We start from the raw sequence: 22,753 nt of genomic DNA on the forward strand, positions 1-22,753 counted from the left end.
CCCGTGACGTTCAGTTGCACCGAAAGCCCCCGTCCTTGCCCTGGGACGTCTCCGGCGGCTTCCTCGCCAGCGCCGCCACCGCCTACCGGCAGCTGTTCGGCTGGCCGCCCCACACCGTCCGCCCCGGCGATCCCGTCCTCGTCTGGGGTGGCGCGGGCGGTCTGGGTACCTCCGCCATCCAGCTCGCCCGCCAGGTCGGTGGCAAGCCCGTCGCCGTGGTCTCCACCGAGGAGAAGGCGAAGCTGTGCCGAGAGCTGGGCGCGGTCGGCACCATCCTGCGCACCGAGTTCGACCACTGGGGGCGGACCCCCGACGAGAGCGACACCCAGGCCTACGCGGAGTGGTTCCGCGGGGTACGTGCCTTCGGGAAGCGCTTCTGGGCCGAACTGGGGGAGAGGCGTTCACCCCGCATCGTGTTCGAGCACGTGGGGGCCGACACCCTACCCACGTCCCTGTACCTGTGCGACAACTCGGGCATGGTCGTCCTCTGCGGAGCCACCTCCGGTTTCCAGGCCGACGTGGACCTGCGCTTCCTATGGATGCGTCTCAAGCGCCTCCAGGGCTCCCACTTCGCCTCGCCGGCCCAGTGCCGCATGGTCATCGATCTGGTCGAGGACGGCCGACTCGACCCATGTGTGTCCAGGGTGGTCGGGTTCGACGAGATCGGTGAGGCCCACCAGCTCATGAGCGAGAACAGGCAACCGCCCGGCAACATGGTCGCGCTCGTCAACGCCGCTCCAGGTCAGGCCGATCTTGATCTTCCCTAGAAAACACCGAAAGGTTTCCAGACACCTTGGCCCAGACCTGGTGTACATAAAGGATGGCGGCCCCCGAGGCTGGTTCGGGGGCCGCCATCAGCCCGCACCCCTGGGTCTCAGGTGGGGCACGCCGCCCCTGGTAGGTCGGGCGGCGGGGGACGTATCCAGGGCTCGTCACCTGTGACGGAGTGACGAGCTTTCCGGTCCTGGATAGTCCAGGTTCGAAACACCGCGTGCTGGCTGTATCTGCTCACTCCTTCTGTTGGGGGAGGAGCCGCCGCCACCACGCTGTAGTGGCAGGAGCCGGTTCGGGTTCGCGGGAGGTGATTTCGCGGTAGTCCCTGCGCTGGGAGTGCATCTGTTCCAGGCGCGGAGGACCGGACCGCGGGTGGATCGGGGTGAAGCGCACCGGAAGGTCGACCAAGGCCCGCACGTTGACGTGGGGGACCCAGCGGTGTTGTTCGGGGGGCTCGGCCAGACGCAGGTCGGGCAGTCTGCTGGTGATGGTGCTCAGGGCGGTCTCGGCCATCGCTTGTCCCAGATCTCGACCATGGCGGGGGCAGCGGTGTGGCCCGGTTCCAAAGGTCAGGTGCGCCCGTGTGAAAGCGGTTTGCGCGTGGGGGGTGCGGTCCAGCAGGTCGATGTTGGCTGCGGAGAACCCCAGTACCAGGCAGTCTCCCGCCTGAATGGAGTAGTGGCCTAAGCGCACGTCTCGGGTGGGGAAGCGGCCCACCAGGATTTCCATGGGTGTGGAGTGCAGCATCACGTAGTTGACGGTTTCGGAGATCAGCATCTGGGAGCCGGCGTGGTTGGAGGCCAACCAGGTGTCCATCAGTAGACGGCGCAGTGCGGCCCCGATGGTGTTGGTGACCAGATCGTTGGTACCGGCGATGATCAGTGTCAGCTGGTCGCACACCTGGGTGTCGCTTTGCCCGTGGGCGATCAGGTGTGAGGGCAGGTCGTCTCCAGGGCTCGCGCGCCGATTCCGGGCCAGTTGGGTGAGTAGTACTTTGAGTTCGGCCGCGCCCTGGGGTGACTCGCTGCCCCCGCTCCAGAGTTTGTCCATGGACACGGCGAGTTCACCGACCTCGGCCTGGCCCAGCCCGAGCAAGCGTCCCAGGACGTTCAGGGGTAGCAGGCGTGCGTACTCACCGATGAGGTCGGCGTGGCCGCGGGCGCAGAAATCATCGACCAACTCTTCAGCGACCTGCTGGATCTGAGCCAGGACGCGTTGCTGGTCCAGTGCGGAGAAGGCCTCATGGAGGCCTGTGGACAGGAACTGGTGTTCCTCACCGTCGACGTAGAGCACGCTCTGGCGTTTTTCGTTGATGGCCCGTACCCCGGAGTCGGCCGGGATGATGCCGTGCTCCAGGTCATGCCAGTAGCGGCGATCGCACCGGTAGGTGTGATTATCGACCATCACCTGTCGGTTGACTTCATAGGAGAGCAGAAGCCAAGCGGGCACCCCCGGTTCGAGATAGACCGGGGCGACGTCTCCGTAGACCTTGCGTAGCCCTCGCCAGAACTCCTCGCGGTCATCGGGCACTCCCTCATAGAGGTGCACCGGGGGTGGCCCGCCTTGCACTCGTCCCGTAGGACGTCCCATCGTCTCTCCTTAGCGCGCTGGCCTCAGGCCGGGTATCTGTACCTGGGCGGCTTCCACACGCGAGGTGCCTTCGAAGTTGTTGGCCATGCGCTCCATGTCGGTCTCGGCGGCGCACAGGTAGAGCGTGCGCCCCTCAGGCCCGCCCAGGGCGCAGGAGACCACGAAGTGCCCTGCGGTGGCCGTGTCCACGATGTCGGTGACCTCGCCTTGGGGGGACAGGCGGCGCACCTGGCCGGAGAAGGGCGCGGTGACCCACGCCCCGCCCTCCGCATCCACACACAATCCGTCCAGGGCGTCCTGTTCCAGGCTGTCGAACTGACGCACGACGCGCTGGTTTGTCAGCTCGCCCTCGGCGTCGACGTCGAAGGCGCTCAGCCGGAAGTTGAACGTTTCGGAGACGTACAGCGTTTTGCCATCGGGGCTGAGCCCGATGCCGTTGGGGCACACCAGCCCCTCACCGGCGGTGGACACCTCACCCTCGGGGCTGACCACCACCACGCCACAGGGCTGGGCCTGGCCGCCGTTGAACAGGTCGTAGCCGATCTGGGTGATGTAGGCACGCCCCTGGGAGTCCACCCACATGTCGTTGGCGGCGAAGGCGACGTGGTCGAGTTTGGCAACGATTTCGACCGTGCCGTTGGGGTTGATCCGGCGCAGCGCCGAGTCGGCCTGGGTGACCACCAGCGGGGTCCCATCCGGGAGGAATCCCAGACCGGAGGGCTTGGCGTCCGGGAGGTCAGCGACCACGATCGCTTTCCCGGTCTGGGGGTTGATTCGGTAGACCAGCCCTCGGGGGATGTCCGAGCACCACAGTTCACCGTTGTACCAGCGGGCTCCCTCCAGGTACTGGAACCCCGCTTGCACCACCGTGGCGGTCTGTCTTGTCACCATGACCTGCTCCTTCGTTTCTGGGGCCTATTGGCAGACCCTCGCTCATGGGGTAGACAGGTAAGTGAACCAGCGTTCTCAAAAGATCACAATACGTAGAGCCGATCATTACCCAGAAGGAAGCCGAGCATGACTCCTGTGCGCATCGCCGGAGTGGGGATGTCATCCTTCTCCACACCAAGACACACCAGCCCATACACAGACATGGCCGCCACGGCGATCATCGACGCCCTGGACGATAGCGGCCTGAGCCTGGGCGATATCCAGCAGGCCTATGCTGGCTATGTGTATGGTGATTCCACATCTGGGCAGAATGCGCTCTATCGGGTGGGGCTGCCTGGCGTCCCGGTGGTCAACGTCAACAACAACTGTTCGACCGGCTCCTCGGCGTTGTGGCTGGCCCGACAGGCCGTGGCCAATGGGGCCGCGGAGTGCGTGCTCGCCTGCGGTTTCGAGCAGATGCGCCCTGGAGCGTTGGGTTCGCTGTGGGACGACCGGCCCAGCCCCTTCGATGAGTTCACCGCCGTGGCCGAGTCCGTCCAGGGATCCCACCCCGATGTCCCCTTGGCCGCACAGCTCTTCGGTGGTGCTGGCACGGCCTACGCTCAGCGCTACGGCATCAGCCCGGAGGTGTTCGCACACGTCTCGGTCAAGGCCCGCCGGCACGCCGCGAACAACCCCAACGCGGTCTTTCGCGACCCCCTCACCGTGGAAGAGGTCCTGGACTCACCTCACGTATTCGGCCCCCTGACCCGGCTCCAGTGCTGCCCTCCCACCTGCGGGGCGGCCGCGGCCATCGTGTGCAGTCCCGACTTCGCCCGCCGCAGGGGCCTGGGCGCGGGCGTGGACATCGTGGCCCAAGCCATGACCACCGACGAGCCCTCTTCGTTCACCGGCGACCTGATGAACCTGGTGGGGGCGGACATGACTCGCCGCGCGGCCGAGCAGGTCTATGAGGCCGCCGGGATCGGCCCTGAAGAGATTCCCGTCGTGGAGCTGCACGACTGTTTCACCACCAACGAGGTGATCACCTACGAAGGGCTGGGTCTGACCCCTGAGGGGACCGCGGAAAAGTTCATCATGGACGGGCAGAACACCTACGGGGGTCGTGTGGTCACCAACCCCTCCGGTGGTCTGCTCTCCAAGGGTCACCCTCTGGGGGCGAGCGGACTGGCCCAATGTGCCGAACTGGTCTGGCAGTTGCAGGGGCGTGCCGAACATCGCCAGGTGGAGGGGGCCCGGGTGGGCCTGCAGCACAACCTGGGCCTGGGCGGGGCCTGCGTGGTCACCCTCTACCAGAAGGTGGACTGACATGGCTCTGTCACCCGACGTGGTCGGCACCGTCTTGCCCACCACGGCCTTGCGCTTGGAGCGGGGCAGGCTGCGCCTGTTCGCCAAGGCCATCGGCTTGGTAGAGCCGGTGTATGTGGACGTGGCTGCCGCCCGTGCTGCGGGTCACCCTGACCTGCCCGCCCCGCCCACCTTCCTGGCCGCGCTCCAACACGAGGTTCCTCGGTCCCTGGGCTGGTTGGAGGACCTGGGGGTGGACCCTGCTCGGGTCTTGCACGGGGAGCAGTCCTTCACCTACCACCAGATGGCCTACGCGGGACAGAAGCTGACCATGACCGGTCGTATCAGCGACTACGCCGTCAAGAAGGGCGGTGACATGGAGCTACTCACCCGACATTTCCAGGTCACCGACACCAACGGAGCTCCCATCGCGGAGCTGGGTGATGTGGTCGTGGTGCGCCATCCGCAGGTGAGCCCATGATCACCACACCGTTGCAGGTCGGCGACCAGCTGCCCCCGTTGGAGATCGCACCGATCTCCCGCACCACCTTGGCCCTGTTCGCCGGTGGGTCCGGGGACCACAACCCCGTCCACATCGACCTGGACGCCGCACACACCGCGGGCATGGACGACGTGTTCGCTCACGGCATGCTCGGCATGGCCTACCTCGGCCGGATGTTGACCGCATGGGTGCCCCAGGATCGCCTACGCACTCTGCATGTGCGCTTCACCGCCATCACGCCGGTACACGCCGCACCGGTGTGCTCGGGCATGGTGGCCGAGGTCCACGAACAGCACGGCGAGCTCAGGGCCACGATTCAGGTCACCGTCCAACTCGCCGACGGCACCACCACACTCAGCGGCCATGCGACCGTCGCTGCGTACCCACCCATGAAAGGCATGTGAGAACGATGACGAACCTGCAAGGTAAGACCGCTCTGGTCACCGGCGCCGGACGCGGTATCGGCCAGGCCATCGCCCTCAAACTGGCCGCCGAAGGGGCCCGCATCGTCCTCAACGACCTGGACGAGGACCCGGTCAAGGACACCGTGGCCCAGATCGAGGCGAGAGGAGGGCAGGCGGTGCCCTGCGTGGGCAGTGTGAGCGCGCCGGCCTTCGCCGAGGAATTCGTCTCCACCGCGGTGGAGGCCTTCGACGGCATCGACATTATCGTCAACAACGCCGGATTCACCTGGGACAACGTCATCCAGAAGATGACCGACGACCAGTGGGACGCGATCTTGGACGTGCATTTGAAGGCACCGTTTCGGATCCTGCGCGCCGCCCAGCCGGTGATCTCGGCCGCGGTCAAGGCCGAACGCGCCGCCGGCCTACAGGTGCCGTGCCGCAAGGTCGTCAACATCTCCTCCCTGGCCGGGGTGGGCGGCAATGTCGGGCAGGCCAACTACGCCTCGGCCAAGGCCGGCGTCGAAGGGCTGACCCGGACCGTGGCCAAGGAGTGGGGGCGCTACAACATCACGGTCAACGCCGTGGCCTACGGGATGATCCACACCCGGCTCACCGCGGCCAGCGCCGACGGCGACAGCACCATCAGCATTCAGGGCAACGACATCAAGATCGGTATGAACCCCGAACTGCTGGAGCAGATGGAGCGTTCCATTCCCCTGGGGCGGGCCGGGACCCCCGAGGAAGCGGCCGGTGCCGTCTACCTGCTGTGCTCCCCCGAGTCGAACTACATCAGCGGCCAGACCCTCGTGTGCGGCGGCGGCTTCATGATCTAGAAAGGGCCCACCATGCCTTCGAAAAACCCTTCGCCTTGGATGGATGAGGACTTGGCCGCTCTACGCGACCTGGTCCGCACCTTCGCCGCCAGGGAACTGGCCCCGCACCAAGAGCGCTGGCGCGAGCAACACCATGTGGACCGCTCACTGTGGACCACGGCCGGGAAGGCGGGGCTGCTGTGCCTGTCCATCCCTGAGGAGTACGGCGGCGGCGGGGGCACCTACGCCCATGAGGCCGTCCTACTCGAAGAACAGAACCGGGTGGGTGACACCGCTTGGGGTGTGGCGGTGCACTCCATGGTGGCCGCCCACTACCTGCTGGCCTACGGCACCGAGGAGCAAAAACGCACTTGGCTACCGCCCATGGCCACCGGGCAGGTCGTCGCGGCCATCGCCATGACCGAACCCGGCACCGGATCGGACCTCAAAGCGGTGGCCACGCGCGCCCATCGTGAGGGCGATGAGTACGTGATCAGCGGTGCCAAGACCTTCATCACCAACGCCTCCCAAGCCGATCTGGTGATCGTCGTGGCCAAAACCGACCCCGAGGCGGGCAGCCGCGGCATCTCACTGATGCTGGTGGAAACCGACCGTCCCGGGTTCCAACGCGGCCGGATCCTGGACAAGATCGGCCAGCGCGGCCAAGACGCCTCCGAGTTGTTCCTGGACCAGGTACGGGTACCCGCCGACCATGTCCTGGGTGGTGAACCCGGACACGGGTTCGCCCAGCTGATGAACCAACTGCCCCAGGAGCGGCTGACCATCGCCATCACCGCGGTCGTGGCCATGGAAACCGCTCTGGAACACACCCTGGCCTACACCAAGGAACGCACCGCCTTCGGCAAGAGGATCTTCGACTTCCAGAACACCCGCTTCACCCTGGCCGAGGCTGCCACCCACACACGCATCGCCCGCACCTTCGTCGACGCGTGCATCGCCCAACACCTGCGCGGGGACCTGGACGCGGTCACCGCGGCCATGGCCAAGTCCTGGACCACCGAACACGCCTCGGTCGTGCTCGACCAGTGCTTGCAGTTGCACGGCGGCTACGGCTACATGGCCGAGTACCCCATCGCCCACCTGTGGGTGGACCAACGAGTGCAGCGCCTCTACGGCGGCACCACCGAAATCATGAAGGAGATCATCGCCCGCGACCTGTGAGCACAGACCCAGACCGGCCACGCCCCGAGCGCCCACCCCCCTTTCAACCACAGCATCGCAACGGAGCCCACCATGTACCTGACTCAGTCCCTGCACAATGCTCTCCAACAGGATCCCGACCGGCCCCTGACCCAACACCAGGGGCGTGTGCGCACCGTGGCCGAGTCCGCGGACCGCATCGCACGTTTGGCCGGCGCACTCCAAAAACTGAGGGTGGCCTCCGGGGGCCGCGTCGGTATGCTGGCCTTGAACGGCGACCGGTACCACGAATACCTGCTGGCGGTGCCCTGGGCCGATGCGGCCCTGGCACCGCTGAACTACCGGTGGAGCGTGCCCGAACTCACCCATGCCATCACCGAAGCCGAAATCTCGGTCCTGCTGGTCGATGAACCACTGTGCGGTGCCGCCCAACAGCTACGCGAGCAGTGCGCAGACCTGCACACTCTCATCTACTGCGGCAGCGGAACCTGCCCTTTGGGCATGCTCGACTACGAACAGCTCATCACCCAAACCGCACCTGTGCCCGATGCCCGACGCGGCGGCCAAGACCTGTTCGGGATCTTCTACACCGGCGGCACCACCGGTACCCCCAAGGGGGTGATGCTCAGCCACGACAACATCCACATCAGCGCATTGGGGACCCTGGTCAGCGGTGACTGGATCAGCTCGGGCGGGCGCATGCTGCACGTGGCCCCGCTGTTCCACATGGCCGAGATCTTCATCTGGCTCACCGGACAGCTACAAAACGCCACCCACTTGTTCCTGCCCACCTTCACGCCCAACCAGGTCCTGCACACCCTGCAGAGCGAGCACATCACCGACGTGCTCCTGGTGCCGACCATGCTCCAAATGATGGTCGACCACCCCGAGGCCAGCCGCTATGACCTGTCCGGTGTCCTGCATGTGCTCTACGGCACCTCTCCCATCTCCCAGCCCCTGCTGGAACGGGTACGCCGACTCTTCCCCAACGCCAAGTTCTCTCAGGCCTACGGCATGACCGAACTGGCGCCGGTCGCCACCATCCTGCGCCCCGCAGACCACGACCAGCCCGAACTGCGCGCCTCCGCCGGCCGTGCGGCCCCGCACGCCGAGGTCCGCGTGGTCGATGAAGACGACACCGAGGTGACCCGGGGCACGGTCGGAGAGATCGTCGCCTGCGGCGACCACATGATGTCGGGCTACTGGAAACGCCCCCAGGAGAGTGAACAGGCGCTGCGCGGGGGATGGATGCACACCGGCGATGTCGGATACATGAACCAGGACGGCTACCTGTTCGTGGTGGACCGGCTCAAGGACATGATCGTCACCGGCGGAGAGAACGTGTACTCCGCAGAGGTGGAGGGCGCCCTGGCCAAACACCCCGGAGTGGCCTCCTGCGCAGTGATCGGGGTTCCCGACGAGGTCTGGGGGGAAAAGGTGCACGCGGTGGTGGTGCCCCGCACCGGTCATGAGCCCTCAACCGAGGAACTGCGCCAGCACTGTCTGACTCACATCGCTGCCTATAAAGCGCCACGCAGCAGCGAACTGGTCGCCGAACTGCCGTTGGCGAGTACGGGTAAAATTCTCAAGCGCAAACTCCGTAAGGCTTACTGGCCTCAGGAGAATCGACCTATCGGATGATCCGCCCAGATCCATGCGCTGGGCCAGGAGAGGTATGCCGAACCAGACCAGGCAGGCGCCCGCTCGTGGCACCCGACCGCCCAACCGGCGCGAGCTGATCATCACCGCAGCCACCGAACTCTTCCACCACCACGGCTACGACAGTGTGTCCATGAGTTCGGTGGCCGCGGCCGTCAACGTGACCCCCACAGCGCTCTACCGCCATTTCCGTGGCAAACCCCAGTTGCTCACCGCCGCGGTGATGCGCGAGATGGAGCCTGTGCGCCAAACCATCGAGGACACCCAGAACACTGATCTGGATACTGTCGCCCAGGGGCTGGCCCGCGCGGCCGTGAAAAGTGATCGGCTGGGTCTGCTCTGGCTACGCGAAGCACGGGCCTTGCCCTCGGAGGAATACGCGCTCTTGCGCGCCGAGGTGTCCCACACCATGCGCCTGTTGGCCTCCTTGCTGGCGCGGCACCGCCCCGAACTCACCGATCAGGACACCCGTCTCCTGACTCAGAGCCTGTGCTCGGTGCTCTCCTCGACCTCCACCCGCCCCCAAGCTCTGTCGAAGAAGCGGTACCAACGAGTACTACACGACATCATCCTGGCTATCGCACGCCTGTCGCCCGAACCGGCTCAGGCGAGCCCACCATCATCTCAAGGAATAGGGCTCTTCCCCTCGGCCAGACGTGAGCGACTGTTGCAGAGCGCACTCACGCTCTGGGCCGAATACGGGTACACGTCCGTGGGCATCGAAGACATCGGTTCTCGCGCGGGGGTGGCCACCTCCGGTGTCTACCGCGAATTCGAGTCCAAAGAACATCTGCTGGCGGCGCTACTGGCCCGCGGAGATGAGTGGGTGCGTTACGACATGCACCGCGCCCTGGGACGTGCCAGCAATCCTGATGAGGGCCTGACCACGCTCCTGGCCTCCTACGTCGATTTCGTAGCCGATCACCACACCTACGTCACCATCTTGCTGCGCGAGGCTCGACACCTGACTGGTCAGGCACGTGAGCAGAGCAAGCAGACCCAGCGCGAATACATCAACGAATGGGTCACTCTGATGCGCACTGTGGTCCCCGATCTACCCGAAGCCGAGGCCCGCTTGCGCGTGGGCATCGTGGTGAACGTCGCCAACGACTTGGCCCGGACCCCCAAACTGCGTGCTCTACCCGCGTCACGCGCAATAATGAAACAGCTCGGCCTGGTCATCCTGGCCGTCCCGACACCCGTTGAATCACCTGCTCGATGACCGGATCAGCTTGCGCCGTGGATGAGCGATGGGCGGGATCGATCACTTCGTGGAATCGACCTCTGTCCTGGCCACACATCCGGTAGGCGTGCGCGGGCGATCTGGACATGTGGGTGGCGGCGTTCCTCGGCAGGCTTGCCGTTGACACCTTAGCGGCGGGGTATGCGTGTGCCGACGTTCGGGGGGTACCTGCAGATGACGTCTCGAGGCTCCTCATCCCGTTCTCTGAAAGAGCATCCCCGGCGTCTAGAGTACTTTCGACACTTCAACACCACCAACTACGTGGTGAGCACATGCCCAGGATATGGGCGTGGCCGACTCAGTGTGGTGAACTCATCGCCCGTATGGGAGGCGTGCGGCATACTAACCTCACCCTGTACTGAAGATCTGACCGGCCCCCACCCTTAAACCTTGTCGAAGCTGTCATTGCGCCTCAATGGATCCCCTGCACGTTCGAGGGGCGCTCGGTAAGATGGTCGTACTCCTGGGAAGGATCCGCAATTGGCGACTCGCCTGGATGAGGGTGTCAAGGCCGAGGCTGAAGCGATCGTGAAAAGGGCACCCGAAGGGATGCTCGCTACGGTTTCAACGTTTTTGACGACTGTGCGGCGCCAGGGCTTGTCGACCGCACTGACCGACCTCGAGTGGCAGGCCAGGGGACGCGAAGGCGCGGCGTCCCATGCTTTGAACGCAGGTGTGAGCTATCGGATCGGGCGCAGGGTCGCCGAACTGAACGAGCCGCCTTCAGCACAGGCTGTGCTGATCTGGCTGGCAGTGGCCGATTCACAAAAGCACGAGCTGGCCACACGCCATGCCGTACTACTGGCTGAGCAAGTATCCGAACGGATTCGGAATGCGCATTAATGTCGGCATCACCCTAGCCCATAGGGGGCTTAACCCCCGAGGAGTGGTCAACGTTACTTGAGGTGGCGAGCGGCGGTGGCCGGCGCCAGGTCGGTGAGGATGTCGCCGGGACCTCGGTAGGCGGTGCCCTTGGCTGGGCCGTAGCCGAGCTCGGCGGGGGTCAGCTGCTACCCGCAGTGGATGGAGAGAACTTCGGCCAGCAGAGCGGGGCTGCGCCGCAGGGGCGGGATCGGTGCTGTCCGACCCGAACCCGCCCCTACCTTCGCCCGTCTCAGACGCGGCAGGCCTGGATCTTGGTGACCAGGATGGCTCGGGCTCCCGCCTGCTCCAGCTGGTCCATGATCGTGTGCGTCTTGGCGGTGGGCACCATCACCCGTACCGCTGACCAGCCTTCCCGGTGCAGTGGGGAGATCGTCGGCCCCTCCTTGCCCGAGCTGATAGCTACGGCCTGGTCCAGGTTGGCGACCTCGATGTCGTAGTCGAGCAGGACGTAGTCCCGGGCGGTGAGGACACCATCCAAACGTCGCAGGAACCGCCGCGAGACGTCGCTGCCCACCTCCGGAGTTCCCTGGACGATGACGGCTTCCGAGCTCATGATGGGCTCGCCGATGACTTCCAGGCCCAGGTGGGCCAGGGTCGCGCCGGTCTCGACCACGTCCGCGATCACGTCCGCCACTCCCAGGCGCAGGGCGGTCTCGACCGCGCCATCCAGGCGCACGATCCCTGCGGCCTCGACGCCGTGGTCGGTAAGGTGCTTGGCGACCACTGTGGGGAAGGACGTCGCGATGGTCTTGCCCTCCAGGTCGTGCACGCTGCGCGCCGTCTCAGAGTGACCGGCGAAGCGGAAGGTGGAGCGGGCGAAGCCCAGAGCGAGGACCTCTTCGGCCGGCGCGGCCGAGTCGCTGAGCAGGTCCCGGCCGGTGATGCCCATGTCCAGCTGGCCCGAGCCCACGTAGGTGGTGATGTCGCGGGGGCGCAGGTAGAAGAACTCGATCCCGTTGGTTTCGTCGGTGATGACGAGTTCCTTGGAGTCGGTGCGCTGCTGGTACCCGGCCGCATGGAGCATCGCCACCGCTTTGGTGTGCAGTGAGCCCTTGTTGGGGACGGCGACGCGCAGCAGGGGCGACATGGGTGACCTCTCGTGTGTTCGGTGTTGGGGTTTCATGATTCCAGATCCCGGGTGGTGGCGGTGGGGGTTCACCACACTCCTTGCTCTCGTGCCCAGGCGTTCACCTGTGGTTCGGTCATGGAGGCGATGTGGTCCGTGACAGCGCGAATGAGTGAGGTGGGTGAAGCGTGGTCGCGTTTGACCCCCAAGCGCGGGGACAGGCCGTTGGGGTGCGTGAGCAGGTGTTCGAACAGGTGCTCCAGCGCGGCCTTGGCCTGGGGTCGGTGGCGGCGTCGTTGGGGTGGGCGTAGGACGTGGTGGAGTGTGATGGCGGTGATCCAGGCCGCTTCGGCCTCAGCGACGGCTTCGACGTGCAGGTCCGCGTGGTGGCCACGTACGGGATCCCCGTGGGCGGTGGCGGCGCGGATCCACCGTGTGGTCAGGGCCTGCGTGAGCGTGTGCACCAACCGTTCGGCTGAGGGGGAACCGTCGAACCCGGCCCCGACCAGTTCCCGCAGAGGGGCTGAGCCCAGGAGGCGTTGGGCGGCCTCGTCGATCAGTTCCTGAGGGTGCTCGGTCAGGTCCTGTGCTGCCAGGGCGCTGAGGAAGCGGCGGTGTTCTGGGGCGGCGAGCATGCGTGGGCAGAAGAGCTGTGCGCGTACGGCGTCCTCGAAGTCGCCGGTGGCGTTGGCGACGTCGTCCGCCCAGTCCATGATCTGCGCCTCAACGCGCACGTGGGCGGCGGGGACGCCCTGCCGGGCCCAGGTGAACGCCTCGACGTCTTGGGGGTGGACTCCGAACTTGCGCCGTCCTTCCTGGCGTGGCCATGGGTATTTGCAGGCCGCGTCCACGGTCGCGCGGGTGGGGTTCAATCCCACCCCGGCCTCGGTTACCTCCAGTCGGGTGAGGATGCGCAGGGTCTGGGCGTTGGCCTCGAACCCCCCGGCCTCGTGAGCCAGGGCGTTCAGGACGCTCTCGCCATAGTGCCCGAACGGGGGGTGGCCCAGGTCGTGGGCCAGGCCGCTGATCTGGGCCAGGCGCCCATGGGCTCCGAGCCGTTCAGCGAGTCGCCCGGCGATGAGGGACACCTCCAGCGAGTGCGTCAAGCGGCTGCGGGGGCTGGTGGTGCCTTCGTGCAGCCCCAGGGACTGGGACTTTCCTCCCAGGGCCCGCAGCGCATGGGAGCGCGTCAGGAGCGCGTAGTCCTCACCGAGGGGATCTCCCCCGCTTTCGGGGGCGGGGTGGCGTCGCTGGAGATCGTGCTCGTTCACAGCATCTCCCCCTCGGCGCGGCTGTCTTCGAACAGTCGGTGCATGGTGTCCTGGTCCAGGTAGCGGCGGTAGAGGCCATCGCCCAGCAGGTCGCCGCGCGTGCGACCGCCGAAGGCGGCTTCCAGGTACATCAAGCGGCGCAGGAGACGGCCGTGGATCCACCGCCGATCCAGGTCTAGACTGCGCCCCGGCGCCAGTTTTCGCAGCGCGTTGGTGTTGATCAGGCGGTTGGTGTCGACCAACCGCACACGCCCTGCCGAGTCCACGCACAGGTTCTGGAACCGGTAGTCGATGATGTCGGGCAACAGCACCTGCTCTCGCGACACCCGCTCCAGCAGTTCCCGAGTCAGGGTGATGAACCCGTGCAGGTCCGCCAGGGCCGTGGCGGGCAACTCGGCGCGTGTGCTGAGGTTCAGCCGCACCGTGGGGTGCACCTGGACCCACTCCTTGACCAGCACCATCTGGCACAACGCCGCGTCGGGCGAGGGACGGATCAGGACCTGGGAGGGGAGCAGCTGCGGGCACCGGGACGAGTAGACCTGCACTAGGTAGGCGTACTCCTCCTCGATCTTGTCCGGCGTCAGCTCGGGGGCCTGGGCTTTGAAGTACTGCACGCACAACCCGCTCCCCGGGTCGGGCCGAAACACGCGGCTGTGCTCTCCTTCACCCACCAGCGTGTACCCGGCGGGCGGCTGGGCCCGGGTCACGGTCACGTCGCGCCTCCCAGTTCCACCAGCGCCTGGTCGAGCACCACGGCGTCCGCCCCGAGGCGGCGCGCACACGCCAGCGCCTGCGTCGCGCTCTGCACCAGCGGTTCTCCGGGCCCGTTGAAGCTGGTGTTGAGCAGTACCGGGGCGTGGCCGCGCTGGCTGAGGACCTCCAGTACCTCCCACACCAGGTCCTCCCCGCCGGGTGGGAGTTGCTGGGGCCGGGTGGTGCCGTCGTGGTGGCGCACCGCGGGCATGAGGGCCGCACCGTCCTGGGTCAGGTGGGCGGCACCGAGCATGTAGCGGTGCAGGTGTTCGGAGGGCTCCCACCAGGCGTGGTCTTCGCGGTGGGTCAGGGGCCCGAAGGGCCGCCACTGCTCGCGGCGCTTGAGCCGGTTCATGTGCGCGCGCATGCCCTCATCGGTCGGCAGGGCCAGGAACGATCGGTGCCCCAGGGCCCGAGGGCCGACCTCGCTGCGCCCCCTGCACACCCCCACGACCTTGCCCTGTTCGAGGAGATCGACCACACGTTCGGCCTCCACCTCCTGCGCCCGGCCTCCGCCCAGGTCGGGCACCGGACCGGGGGCAGGGCCGGTGTAGGGGTCCAGGACCTTGGGCTCCCTGGGTGCGGCCAGGGTCCAGGCCGCACCCAGGGCCACCCCGGCATCGTGCGGGACCGGGGGGGCGTACACCGGGCCCGGCAAGCGGCCGTTGGTCGCGCAGTTGAGCCCCACGCCTCCGGCGATGCACACCTGTTCCAGTCCGGTCAGCGCCCGGGCCTGGCCCACCAGCCACTGCACGGTCGTCTCCACCGTGGTCTGCGCGGCCGCGGCCACCCGGACGGCCCGCTCGTCCTGGGGCAGGGTCGCGGGCGGGTGGGAGGGTCCGGTGGCCCCGGCGAAGCGGGTCACCTGGTTGGCCCACCGGGCGCGGGTGGCGGCGTAGTCCAGGGCGGGGTCATCGCCCAGGGCCGAGATCACCCCGTGCTCGCCCACGCGCAACCATCCGGGGTCGGGTCGCTGGCCGGTGTGGTAGGCGGCCAGGCCCATGGTTTTGCCCGCGCCGCGCTTGCCCAGCCCCAACCACGCCGAGGCGGCCTCGTAGAGGTGACCCAGGCTGGTCGCCTGCGGCCAGATGGCCACCTGAACCAGAGGGTGGCCCCGGCGGGCCCGCCACAGCGAGGTCGCCTCACTCTCTCCGTTACCGTCGATCACCACCACGGCGCTGTCCTGAGCCCCGCTGGCGTGGAAGGCGGAGGCGGCGTGGGCCTGGTGGTGGGGTACGAAGTGCAGGCTGGGCCGGTGCGGCAGCCCGAGGGCCGCCAGGAAGTGGGAGGGGGAGGTGAACTCCCACCGGCGTCCGGCTGCGGCGGCCAGTCGGGGTTCGTCCCACCCCACGGCGACGGCGTCGACCTGATGGGCTTCGATTCCGGCGGTACGCAGGCACGCGTCGACGGCCAGGGTCGGCATGTGGGTGCCCACGGCGTGCCGGACGCGGCTCAGGCGTTCCTCTTCGACGTAGGCCAGGACGGTGCCCTCTTCGTCGATCAGGCACGCGGCGGCATCGTGGAAGGTGGCGGTACCGGCGTTGACGCCGAGGATGTAGGTGCTCAACGCTGGCTCGCTTTCGCGGGGGTGGGGCGGGCGATGGTCTGGGCGTAGGCGGCGAACATCGGCTTCAGGCCGAAGGTGAGGGCGGTGGCACGCCCCCCTGCCGAGAGCCGGTCCCGTAGCGCGGGGTCGCTCAGCACCTGGTGCAGCGCCGTGGCCAGGGCTGGCGGGTCGCATGGGGGCACCAGCAGACCCGAGTGGGCGTGGTCGATGTACTCGGCGGGGCCTCCGTGCGCGGTGGTGATGACCGGCACCCCGGCGAGCATCGCCTCGATGTTGGTGTAGCCGAAGGGCTCGGGTTCGCGGCTGGGGTGCACGGCCACATACGCGCCGGCGTAGCAACTGACCACCTCCGCGGGAGTGAGCGCGTCCAGCAAGAACACGTGCTCCTGCAGTCCCTTGCGCTGGATTCGTTCGCGCAGTTCCTGCTCGTAGAGGGGAGTGCGGGTGTCCAGCAGCCCGGCCCCGTTGATCACCACGACCGTCTCGCCCAGGTCGCCGTTGGTGTGCAGGTAGTGGACGGCGTCGATGAGGTCGATGTGACCCTTCCAGGGCACACGGCGGGCCGAGAGCAACACCACCGGCCCCTGGTCGGATACGCGGCTGCGCACGCGCACCTGTTCGAAGACGCGCTCGCGGCGCACGGTGGCCAGCTGGTCGAGGAAGTGGCCGGTGTCCATGCCGTTGAACACGCGAACCACCGCGTGCGGGTCCACTCCAGCGTCGATGAGGGCTTGGCGGATGGTCTCGGAGACCGCGATCAGGCGCACGCGGGCGCGGGTGTGGTCCAGGCGGGAGGCGAGGTAGCCGAACCGGGCGCGCATCTGGGCACAGTCGTGGATGACGCCGGTGATCTGCAACCGCTCGGCCTGCTCAGGCCTGAGGTGACCGAACTCCTCGGCCTTGAGAAGCGCCACGAGCGGGTTGATGTTCTGCACCAGCAGATCAGGGGTGCGCGCGGCCAGGACCTGCTCGGTGTACTGGCGGGCCAGGCTCTCCCAGATGGGGTTGGTGTCCTGGTCGATGAGGTCTTCATAGTAGCGGTGCACCCGCGCCGGGTCCTTGCCTCCGGTGACCGGGTCGGCCAGGTACTGGGGGAAGGCGGTGGCCACCCCGCGCAGCTCAGCGCGCTGACCCTCGGGCGTGAGCAGTGTGCCCATGAACCCGGGGCGCTCAGTGCCGGTGCGGGTGATGGTCACCTCGGTGTGGGGGTGGTGCTCGACCATCGCGGCCAGAAACTGGTGGGTGTGCTGGACCAGCCCGGTCTGGCGTGTGGGCTTGACCTTTCCGGTCGCGGTCATCACCCCACGAACGTCATAGGTCAACACGTGCAGGGCAGAGGGAAATACGGCCATCAAGGCTCCGATCATCCGGGGGCAGAGCACCAGCGAGCGCGGTGCTGCTGAAATTCAGCCTGTCCGCCGCAGGCACGAAGGCACTAGTGATGAGTCCGGACGAACGCGGACGTTCACGGGTGCGACGACGACCACTGGGGCAGGATCGAGCCATGACCGCACCAGAACTCCCTCGGCCGCCCTGGGCCTCGGCCCTGCGCCAGGCCCGGCTGGAGGCCGGGTGGGACGCCCACCGCCTCGCCATAGAACTCCTGCGCGCCGCTGGCCCCGAGGCCACCGCCAGCGCCGAATCCCTGACGCGGCGCATCCGTGAGTGGGAGGCGGGACGTAGCACCATCCGCGAGCGCTACCGCCTGCTGCTCGCCCACGTCCTCCAGCTCGACGCCGACTGGTGCGAGCGGCGCCCCGGACCAGGCAGTGAGGCAGAGCAGGTCCGCGCCGTCACCAGGGGCCTGATCACCCTGGACGAACTCACCGGCGGCACTGACCTGGTGGCCCCGGCCGTGCGCAACGCCCACGCCGCACACCAGGCCCTGCGCGCCGACCCCGTGCCGGGGATGGCTTCCGCTGCTGCCGAGGCCTTGCAGGTGGCGGGGTGGCTGGCCTTCGACGCCGATAGTGGTCTGTTGGCCCGACGCCTGACCAGCTCCTCCGTCCTCACCGCTCGGGCGGGCCGCGATGCCCCGGCGGAGCTGTTCGCACTGTCCCAGTTGGCGATGCAGGACGCCCACGAGCAACGCCCGGACCAGGCCCGAGGCGTGTGCGAACACGCCCTGGACCAGGACCTGCCGCCCAGGGTCCGCGGTCTGTTCGAACTTCGCCTGGCCCGGGCCCAGGGCCAGGAAGGAACCCCCGCCCGCGCCCTGGAGACGCTGAACCGTGCCAGGTCTCGTCTACGAGGAGAATCTCAGGACCGCGACCCTCCATGGACATGGTGGGTGAGTGAGGCCGAACTGGACTGGCACGAGGCGATGATCCATGGAGACTGCGGCCAGTGGCCCCAGGCGGTCCCCCTGTTGGAATCCGCGCTTCACGGCCGCCCGGGGACGTACCGACGCGGTGCCCTCAACGACGCCGCACATCTACTGAACGCCCTTACACGTTTGGATTCGTGGAAGGCGGCTGAACAGGTGCTACGAAACACGATCGTGCCCGGAGTGGAGCATGTTCACTCGGGGCGCACGCAGACGCTGTTGGGACGTATTCGCTCCCGAGTGGCCGAACGGGGTGGCCCTGTGTCCTTGAAGCAGCTCGTCGAGCTCACTCGCAGCCCACGACTCCCGGTGAGCTGAGTACCCGCGTTGTGCACTGAGGGCTGACCGGCTTCGTCTTCTGCTCGACTAGGAGGCCAGGTTCACGGTGGCACCGGAGACCGCGACCAAGTGTTCGATGAAGCCGGGGTAGCTGGTGGCTACCGATCCCCACCCGGAGATGGTGGTCTGCCCGTTGGTGCGGGCCACGGCCGCGATGGCGGCCGCCATCGCGATGCGGTGGTCACCAGCGCTGTCCACCTGGCCGGAGGTGAACGCGGCGTCCCCGCGCCCATGGATGACCATGCCGTCCGGACGCTCCTCGGCGTGCACACCGAACACGGTCAGCATCGCCACCGTCGAGGCGACCCTGTCGGATTCCTTCACCCGCAACTCCTCGGCTCCGGTGATGACCGTGGCCCCCTCCGCCCCGGCCGCCGCAACGGCCAGAACAGGGATCTCGTCCACGATCCCCGGCACGTCCGCGCCGGTGATCTCCACCCCGCGCAGCGGGGCGGCGACCACGCGCACCGACCCCGTCGACTCCTCCACCCGCACGTCGGCGCCCATCCTGCGCAGGATGTTCAGGAAGTCCGCCCGCCCGAACCCCAGGTACAGGTTCGGCAGCTCGATCTCGCCGGCCAGGGCGGCGGCCACCGCCCAGAACGCCGCTTGGGAAGGGTCGCCCGGAACTGTGTGCTCAGCCGGTGACAGCAGACCAGGGTGCACGGTCACGGCGGTGCCGTCGATTTCGACCCGGGTTCCGGCCGCGAGCAGCATCTCCTCGGTATGACGTCGAGTCGGGTGCGGCTCGATGAGCGTGGTGGGTCCCTGGGCGGACAGCCCGGCCAGGAGCAGGCAGGACTTGACCTGAGCGGACGCCTTCGGAATCTCGTAGGTGATCCCGGACAGATCGCCCCCGCGAATCACCAGTGGGGCCAGACGGCCACCGTCACGGGCGTCCACTCCGGCGCCCATGAGTCGGAGGGGTTCGGCGACGCGGTCCATGGGGCGCTGACGCAGGTACTGGTCGCCGGTCAGGACACTGAGACCCGGGTACCCCGCGCACACCCCGGACAAGAGTCGGATTCCGGTTCCGGCGTTGCCACAGTCGAGCACGTCCACGGGCTCGTGCCGCAGCCCTCCTCGCACGGTCACGGTGCCGTCGGCCTGGTCGAGGAATTCCACACCGAACTGTTCGAGCACGCCGCGGGTGTGGGCGGGATCCTCGCCTCGGGAAAGCCCGGTAATGGTGGAGGTCCCTTGGGCGAGCGCGGACAGGATCAGGGCCCGGTGGGAGATCGATTTGTCTCCGGGCACCGAAACGGTGCCCCTGACCCCGGAGGCCGGGGCGGTGACCGACAGGACTGAGTCGTGCATGGGTCCTCGATTCAGTTGGTTAATCCGGATCAACCACGTTCTCGGGGGCCGGGGCGACACGGACCGGCGCTAGCGAACGCGCAGGGCTGGCCGGGGGCGTTTCGCTCGGAAGGCTTAGTTCAACAGAGAGATCCGTTCGGCAAGCGGTCCCCCACTCGGGTGCCCTCCCAGATCGTCTACCAGGGAGCGCAACCGCCCGTGGGTGGTGGCGCGCAGTGACCCGGACGGGACCGTGTCCAGCACGCTCTCCCCCAATGCCACCGCGTCCTGAGCCTGACGCCGGGACGCCTGTGCACGGGCGTGCACCGTCACTGCCGCAGCCCATCCGGGCGACCCGGAGCGTTTGAGGGAGACCGAGGTCTGCGCGTGCTGCGCGGCCAGGGCCGGATCGTGTTGAAGAAACGCTTCGGCCAAGTGCATCTCGAACTCAGCCCGATCGAACCCGAACCGTCCGGGTTCTTCCTCGGCACGGTCCATGTCGCGTAGGGCCTGGGTAACGTGCACGGTCAGAGCGTCGGTGTCGCCCAAGGCCACCAGCGGGCGCAGGCGGCACCACGCAGTGATCTGCGCGGAACGCAAAGGAGTATGGGCGTAGTGGGCGGCTTGCTCGGCGAGTTCGAGAGCTTCAGCCGGGCGGTTACGGCCCATGGTCACCATCGACTGCGCACCAAGCGCCCATCCGGTCAGGCCGGGGTCACCCACCTGCTCTCCGACCCGAGCCGCCGTGCCCAGATGAATGAGCGCTCCCGTAGGGTCGCCAGTGTGATGGGCGAGATTGCCCAACAGCGCAGACATCCAACCCAGGACCCGGCGGGCGTCGACGCCGGTGTTGCCCATCAGCAGAGAGCGGCAGCGCGCCACTTCCGCAGCCAGCACCCGAGGCGGGAAATCGCTGTATCGGCTCTCGTAGAAACCCAACGCCTGCTCAGCCAGATCCTCCCCCGCGTCGGCACCATGCAGGCGGATGCTGTCGGCGACTGCGGTCAGCTCGGGATACTCGGGGGGCATGTGGTGCTCCTGTCGCGGCTGCGGTATGGGGTGACCGTACCAACCGGGGCCACGCACGAGCAGGGGAACACCTAACCGTGTCGGGGGTATCCCGTACACGCGGGCCAGAGCGTACACGTACTCGGGGCCGGGTCGGGTCTGGCCGTGCTCCCACCGGCAGAGCATGGCGGTGGTAAGCCCCGGTGGGGCTAAACCATCGGAGCGATACACCTCACCCACAGCCTCCACAACATGGCGGCGAGACCACCCATAGGCGAGCCGCCAAGCCCCCAACGTGCTGACAGGCAGGGTTCGGGTGATCTGGTCGGAGATCGCAGGTACGGCCACACCATGACGTTGCTGTTCGGCGCGAATACGAGAAGCCTCGCGGGCGAGCTGGGCGCGGGTGGCGCGGCTGACCTTCACGTCGCTCTCCAGAGGGTCGGGCCAGGGACCCTACCCGGATGATCACGGTCACAAGATTGCCTTCGTGGTCAATGTGTGCTCACCACGAGCGCATTGATCCTCTCCGGCCCCCGGACGTTTCCTGGGATCACAGCCCGGCACACCCTGCCGGCCGAAACAGAGAGGCAGCCGATGACCACCATCGTGGACACCCCCACCGCCACCCGTGACCCCCACGACTACGTGACCCCTCAGGTGTGGGACCGCCAGCTCGCCCTGCTCACCCGCGACCACCCCTGGGACACCGTCATGGCCGAACGGTGCTTCGGCCAGGCCGTGGCCTATTTGATCACCGCCATGGAGAAGACCGGCCAGGGGCTCGGGCTTGGCTGCGGACCGCTGGTGGACATCGCCGTGCACGGGTTCATCCTGGACACGGTCAACTACCGGAACTTCTGCGAGCGCCACCACGGCCGCTACCTGGAGCACGTACCCGAGATCGAGTTCAAGAACGACGGGACGGTGGTGAAGACCGCTCGCGTCATCGAGGAGAACGGGTTCGTCATCGACCAGCCGCTGTGGGGCCGCGACGCCGCCAACTGCTCACCGTGTGCTCACGGAACCGACTGCCACTGATCCTGTAGGCGAAAACCCTGGCGCCCTCTGGGGTGTCGGGGTTTTCTTACCAAACCCCTGTCTTAGGGCAGCGCTGGTGGCTACCGTGTGACGGTCCTTACCACACCGCACAGGGGCCACACGATGATCGTCACCGACCTGACCACCTACTGGGACCGCTACGCCGGTAACCTCCCCACCCCCTCACGGGAGGCAGCACTCAAGAAGGCGCTGCGCTGGTGCCAGTACAACGACCACGGCCCCGGCCCGGAACTGCTGGGTGAACCTGAGAGCGCCCTCGAACTCGGGTGTGGTCGAGGAGACGCGGTGGCGGCACTGGCGAGTACGGGTGTGGATTCCACCGGTGTGGACCTGTCAGCCGAACACATCCATGCGGCACACCAGTGGTGGGGCGAGGTCCCAGGCGCACGGTTCGTTCAGGGCGACGTGCTCACCTTTCTCGCGGGGACAGACCAGCGGTGGGATGTGGCGTATTCGATGTGGGGCGCGGTGTGGTTCACCGACCCCGAAACGTTGTTGCCTCTGGTCCGCGACAGGATCAAACCCGGGGGTCGTTTGGTGTTCGCTCACGCCCCTGCCGTCACTGGCGCCTATGGGGTTCAGGGGATGTACGCGAACGGGTTCCAGGGCCGGGCCGTGTGGGTGCACCGGTGGGCGCATGAACCGCAGGTGTGGGAGGGGTTGCTCCGCAACGTGGGGTTCGAGCACGCTCGTGTGTGGGTGGAGCCGGCACCTGAGGCCGACCATGTCGGCACCCTGATCGGGGTAGCTCACGGGTGACAGGCACAGCCTCTCTCCCACGGTCTGGCCCTCCCTCATGACACCCTTGCCGAGATCATGACCGTCCTCGCTCGCCTGGACGGCTCCCCGGCATG

At 67.3% G+C, this 22,753-nt stretch carries 21 protein-coding genes; 12 read left to right on the forward strand and 9 right to left on the reverse strand.

Annotated elements, in window-relative coordinates; translation table 11 throughout:
* Window positions 1-767: zinc-binding dehydrogenase (locus BQ8420_RS27955; protein WP_143847607.1), on the forward strand; the 767-nt coding region annotated here is incomplete at its 5' end.
* Between the two features lie 241 nt (window positions 768-1,008).
* On the opposite strand, the gene BQ8420_RS27960 is transcribed toward BQ8420_RS27955, so the two are convergent.
* Together BQ8420_RS27960 and BQ8420_RS27965 are read right to left on the reverse strand one after the other, a co-directional pair.
* Window positions 1,009-2,364, reverse strand: coding sequence for a cytochrome P450 (locus BQ8420_RS27960; RefSeq protein WP_143847609.1), 1,356 nt, complete (start codon window positions 2,362-2,364; stop codon window positions 1,009-1,011).
* Between the two features lie 9 nt (window positions 2,365-2,373).
* Entirely contained in the window at window positions 2,374-3,255 is an 882-nt protein-coding gene (locus tag BQ8420_RS27965; RefSeq protein WP_087102908.1) for an SMP-30/gluconolactonase/LRE family protein, read from the reverse strand.
* Window positions 3,256-3,381: 126 nt separating this feature from the next.
* Here BQ8420_RS27965 and BQ8420_RS27970 point away from each other — a divergent pair, with 126 nt between their 5' ends.
* The 8 genes from BQ8420_RS27970 (at window position 3,382) to BQ8420_RS31695 (ending at window position 11,169) form a co-directional block, all read left to right on the forward strand.
* Window positions 3,382-4,563, forward strand: coding sequence for a lipid-transfer protein (locus BQ8420_RS27970; protein WP_087102910.1), 1,182 nt, complete (start codon window positions 3,382-3,384; stop codon window positions 4,561-4,563).
* Between the two features lies 1 nt (window position 4,564).
* Window positions 4,565-5,023: a MaoC family dehydratase N-terminal domain-containing protein gene (locus BQ8420_RS27975; protein ID WP_087102912.1), complete on the forward strand. Its 459-nt coding sequence runs from the start codon at window positions 4,565-4,567 to the stop codon at window positions 5,021-5,023.
* A complete protein-coding gene (locus BQ8420_RS27980) occupies window positions 5,020-5,448 on the forward strand; it encodes a MaoC/PaaZ C-terminal domain-containing protein (RefSeq protein WP_087102914.1) in 429 nt (142 codons plus the stop codon). Before BQ8420_RS27975 ends, BQ8420_RS27980 begins: the two co-directional genes overlap by 4 nt.
* A 5-nt stretch (window positions 5,449-5,453) precedes the next feature.
* Window positions 5,454-6,284, forward strand: a complete 831-nt coding sequence (locus BQ8420_RS27985) for an SDR family NAD(P)-dependent oxidoreductase (protein ID WP_087102916.1) — start codon at window positions 5,454-5,456, stop codon at window positions 6,282-6,284.
* 39 nt (window positions 6,285-6,323) lie between these two features.
* Window positions 6,324-7,445, forward strand: coding sequence for an acyl-CoA dehydrogenase family protein (locus BQ8420_RS27990; protein ID WP_235006530.1), 1,122 nt, complete (start codon window positions 6,324-6,326; stop codon window positions 7,443-7,445).
* 72 nt (window positions 7,446-7,517) lie between these two features.
* Window positions 7,518-9,065, forward strand: a complete 1,548-nt coding sequence (locus BQ8420_RS27995; protein ID WP_087102921.1) for an AMP-binding protein — start codon at window positions 7,518-7,520, stop codon at window positions 9,063-9,065.
* A 34-nt stretch (window positions 9,066-9,099) separates the two neighbouring features.
* On the forward strand, window positions 9,100-10,305 hold the full coding sequence (locus BQ8420_RS28000) for a TetR/AcrR family transcriptional regulator (RefSeq protein WP_160049467.1): 1,206 nt from the start codon (window positions 9,100-9,102) through the stop codon (window positions 10,303-10,305).
* A gap of 501 nt (window positions 10,306-10,806) precedes the next feature.
* Window positions 10,807-11,169 (forward strand): hypothetical protein, encoded by a 363-nt coding sequence (locus tag BQ8420_RS31695; protein WP_143847611.1) that lies wholly within the window; start codon window positions 10,807-10,809, stop codon window positions 11,167-11,169.
* A gap of 271 nt (window positions 11,170-11,440) precedes the next feature.
* On the opposite strand, the gene hisG is transcribed toward BQ8420_RS31695, so the two are convergent.
* The 5 genes from hisG to BQ8420_RS28020 form a co-directional block, all read right to left on the reverse strand.
* The gene (gene hisG / locus BQ8420_RS28005) at window positions 11,441-12,298 is read right to left on the reverse strand and encodes an ATP phosphoribosyltransferase (RefSeq protein WP_235006531.1); all 858 of its coding nucleotides are present in this window, start codon (window positions 12,296-12,298) and stop codon (window positions 11,441-11,443) included.
* Window positions 12,299-12,366: 68 nt separating this feature from the next.
* The gene (dgt, locus tag BQ8420_RS28010) at window positions 12,367-13,548 is read right to left on the reverse strand and encodes a dGTP triphosphohydrolase (protein ID WP_160049469.1); all 1,182 of its coding nucleotides are present in this window, start codon (window positions 13,546-13,548) and stop codon (window positions 12,367-12,369) included.
* Entirely contained in the window at window positions 13,545-14,261 is a 717-nt protein-coding gene (locus tag BQ8420_RS32085) for a hypothetical protein (protein WP_160049471.1), read from the reverse strand. Before BQ8420_RS32085 ends, dgt begins: the two co-directional genes overlap by 4 nt.
* Window positions 14,258-15,868, reverse strand: a complete 1,611-nt coding sequence (locus tag BQ8420_RS28015; protein ID WP_160049473.1) for a carbamoyltransferase C-terminal domain-containing protein — start codon at window positions 15,866-15,868, stop codon at window positions 14,258-14,260. The genes BQ8420_RS32085 and BQ8420_RS28015 overlap by 4 nt, the downstream gene beginning before the upstream one ends.
* Entirely contained in the window at window positions 15,865-17,220 is a 1,356-nt protein-coding gene (locus BQ8420_RS28020; RefSeq protein WP_160049475.1) for a glycosyltransferase family 4 protein, read from the reverse strand. The genes BQ8420_RS28015 and BQ8420_RS28020 overlap by 4 nt, the downstream gene beginning before the upstream one ends.
* 152 nt (window positions 17,221-17,372) lie before the next feature.
* Here BQ8420_RS28020 and BQ8420_RS28025 point away from each other — a divergent pair, with 152 nt between their 5' ends.
* On the forward strand, window positions 17,373-18,512 hold the full coding sequence (locus BQ8420_RS28025) for a hypothetical protein (protein WP_087102929.1): 1,140 nt from the start codon (window positions 17,373-17,375) through the stop codon (window positions 18,510-18,512).
* A gap of 48 nt (window positions 18,513-18,560) precedes the next feature.
* Here the strand turns inward: BQ8420_RS28025 and aroA are convergent, their stop codons facing one another.
* Together aroA and BQ8420_RS28035 are read right to left on the reverse strand one after the other, a co-directional pair.
* Window positions 18,561-19,850: a 3-phosphoshikimate 1-carboxyvinyltransferase gene (gene aroA / locus BQ8420_RS28030; RefSeq protein ID WP_087102931.1), complete on the reverse strand. Its 1,290-nt coding sequence runs from the start codon at window positions 19,848-19,850 to the stop codon at window positions 18,561-18,563.
* A gap of 114 nt (window positions 19,851-19,964) precedes the next feature.
* Complete coding sequence (locus BQ8420_RS28035; protein WP_087102933.1) at window positions 19,965-20,858, reverse strand: hypothetical protein; 894 nt, start codon at window positions 20,856-20,858, stop codon at window positions 19,965-19,967.
* Between the two features lie 576 nt (window positions 20,859-21,434).
* Here BQ8420_RS28035 and BQ8420_RS28040 point away from each other — a divergent pair.
* Window positions 21,435-21,878, forward strand: coding sequence for a hypothetical protein (locus BQ8420_RS28040; RefSeq protein WP_087102935.1), 444 nt, complete (start codon window positions 21,435-21,437; stop codon window positions 21,876-21,878).
* 123 nt (window positions 21,879-22,001) lie between these two features.
* Window positions 22,002-22,658, forward strand: a complete 657-nt coding sequence (locus BQ8420_RS28045; protein ID WP_087102937.1) for a bifunctional 2-polyprenyl-6-hydroxyphenol methylase/3-demethylubiquinol 3-O-methyltransferase UbiG — start codon at window positions 22,002-22,004, stop codon at window positions 22,656-22,658.
* Window positions 22,659-22,753: the final 95 nt, after the last annotated feature.

Source organism: Nocardiopsis sp. JB363 (assembly GCF_900143625.1).
GTDB lineage: Bacteria > Actinomycetota > Actinomycetes > Streptosporangiales > Streptosporangiaceae > Nocardiopsis.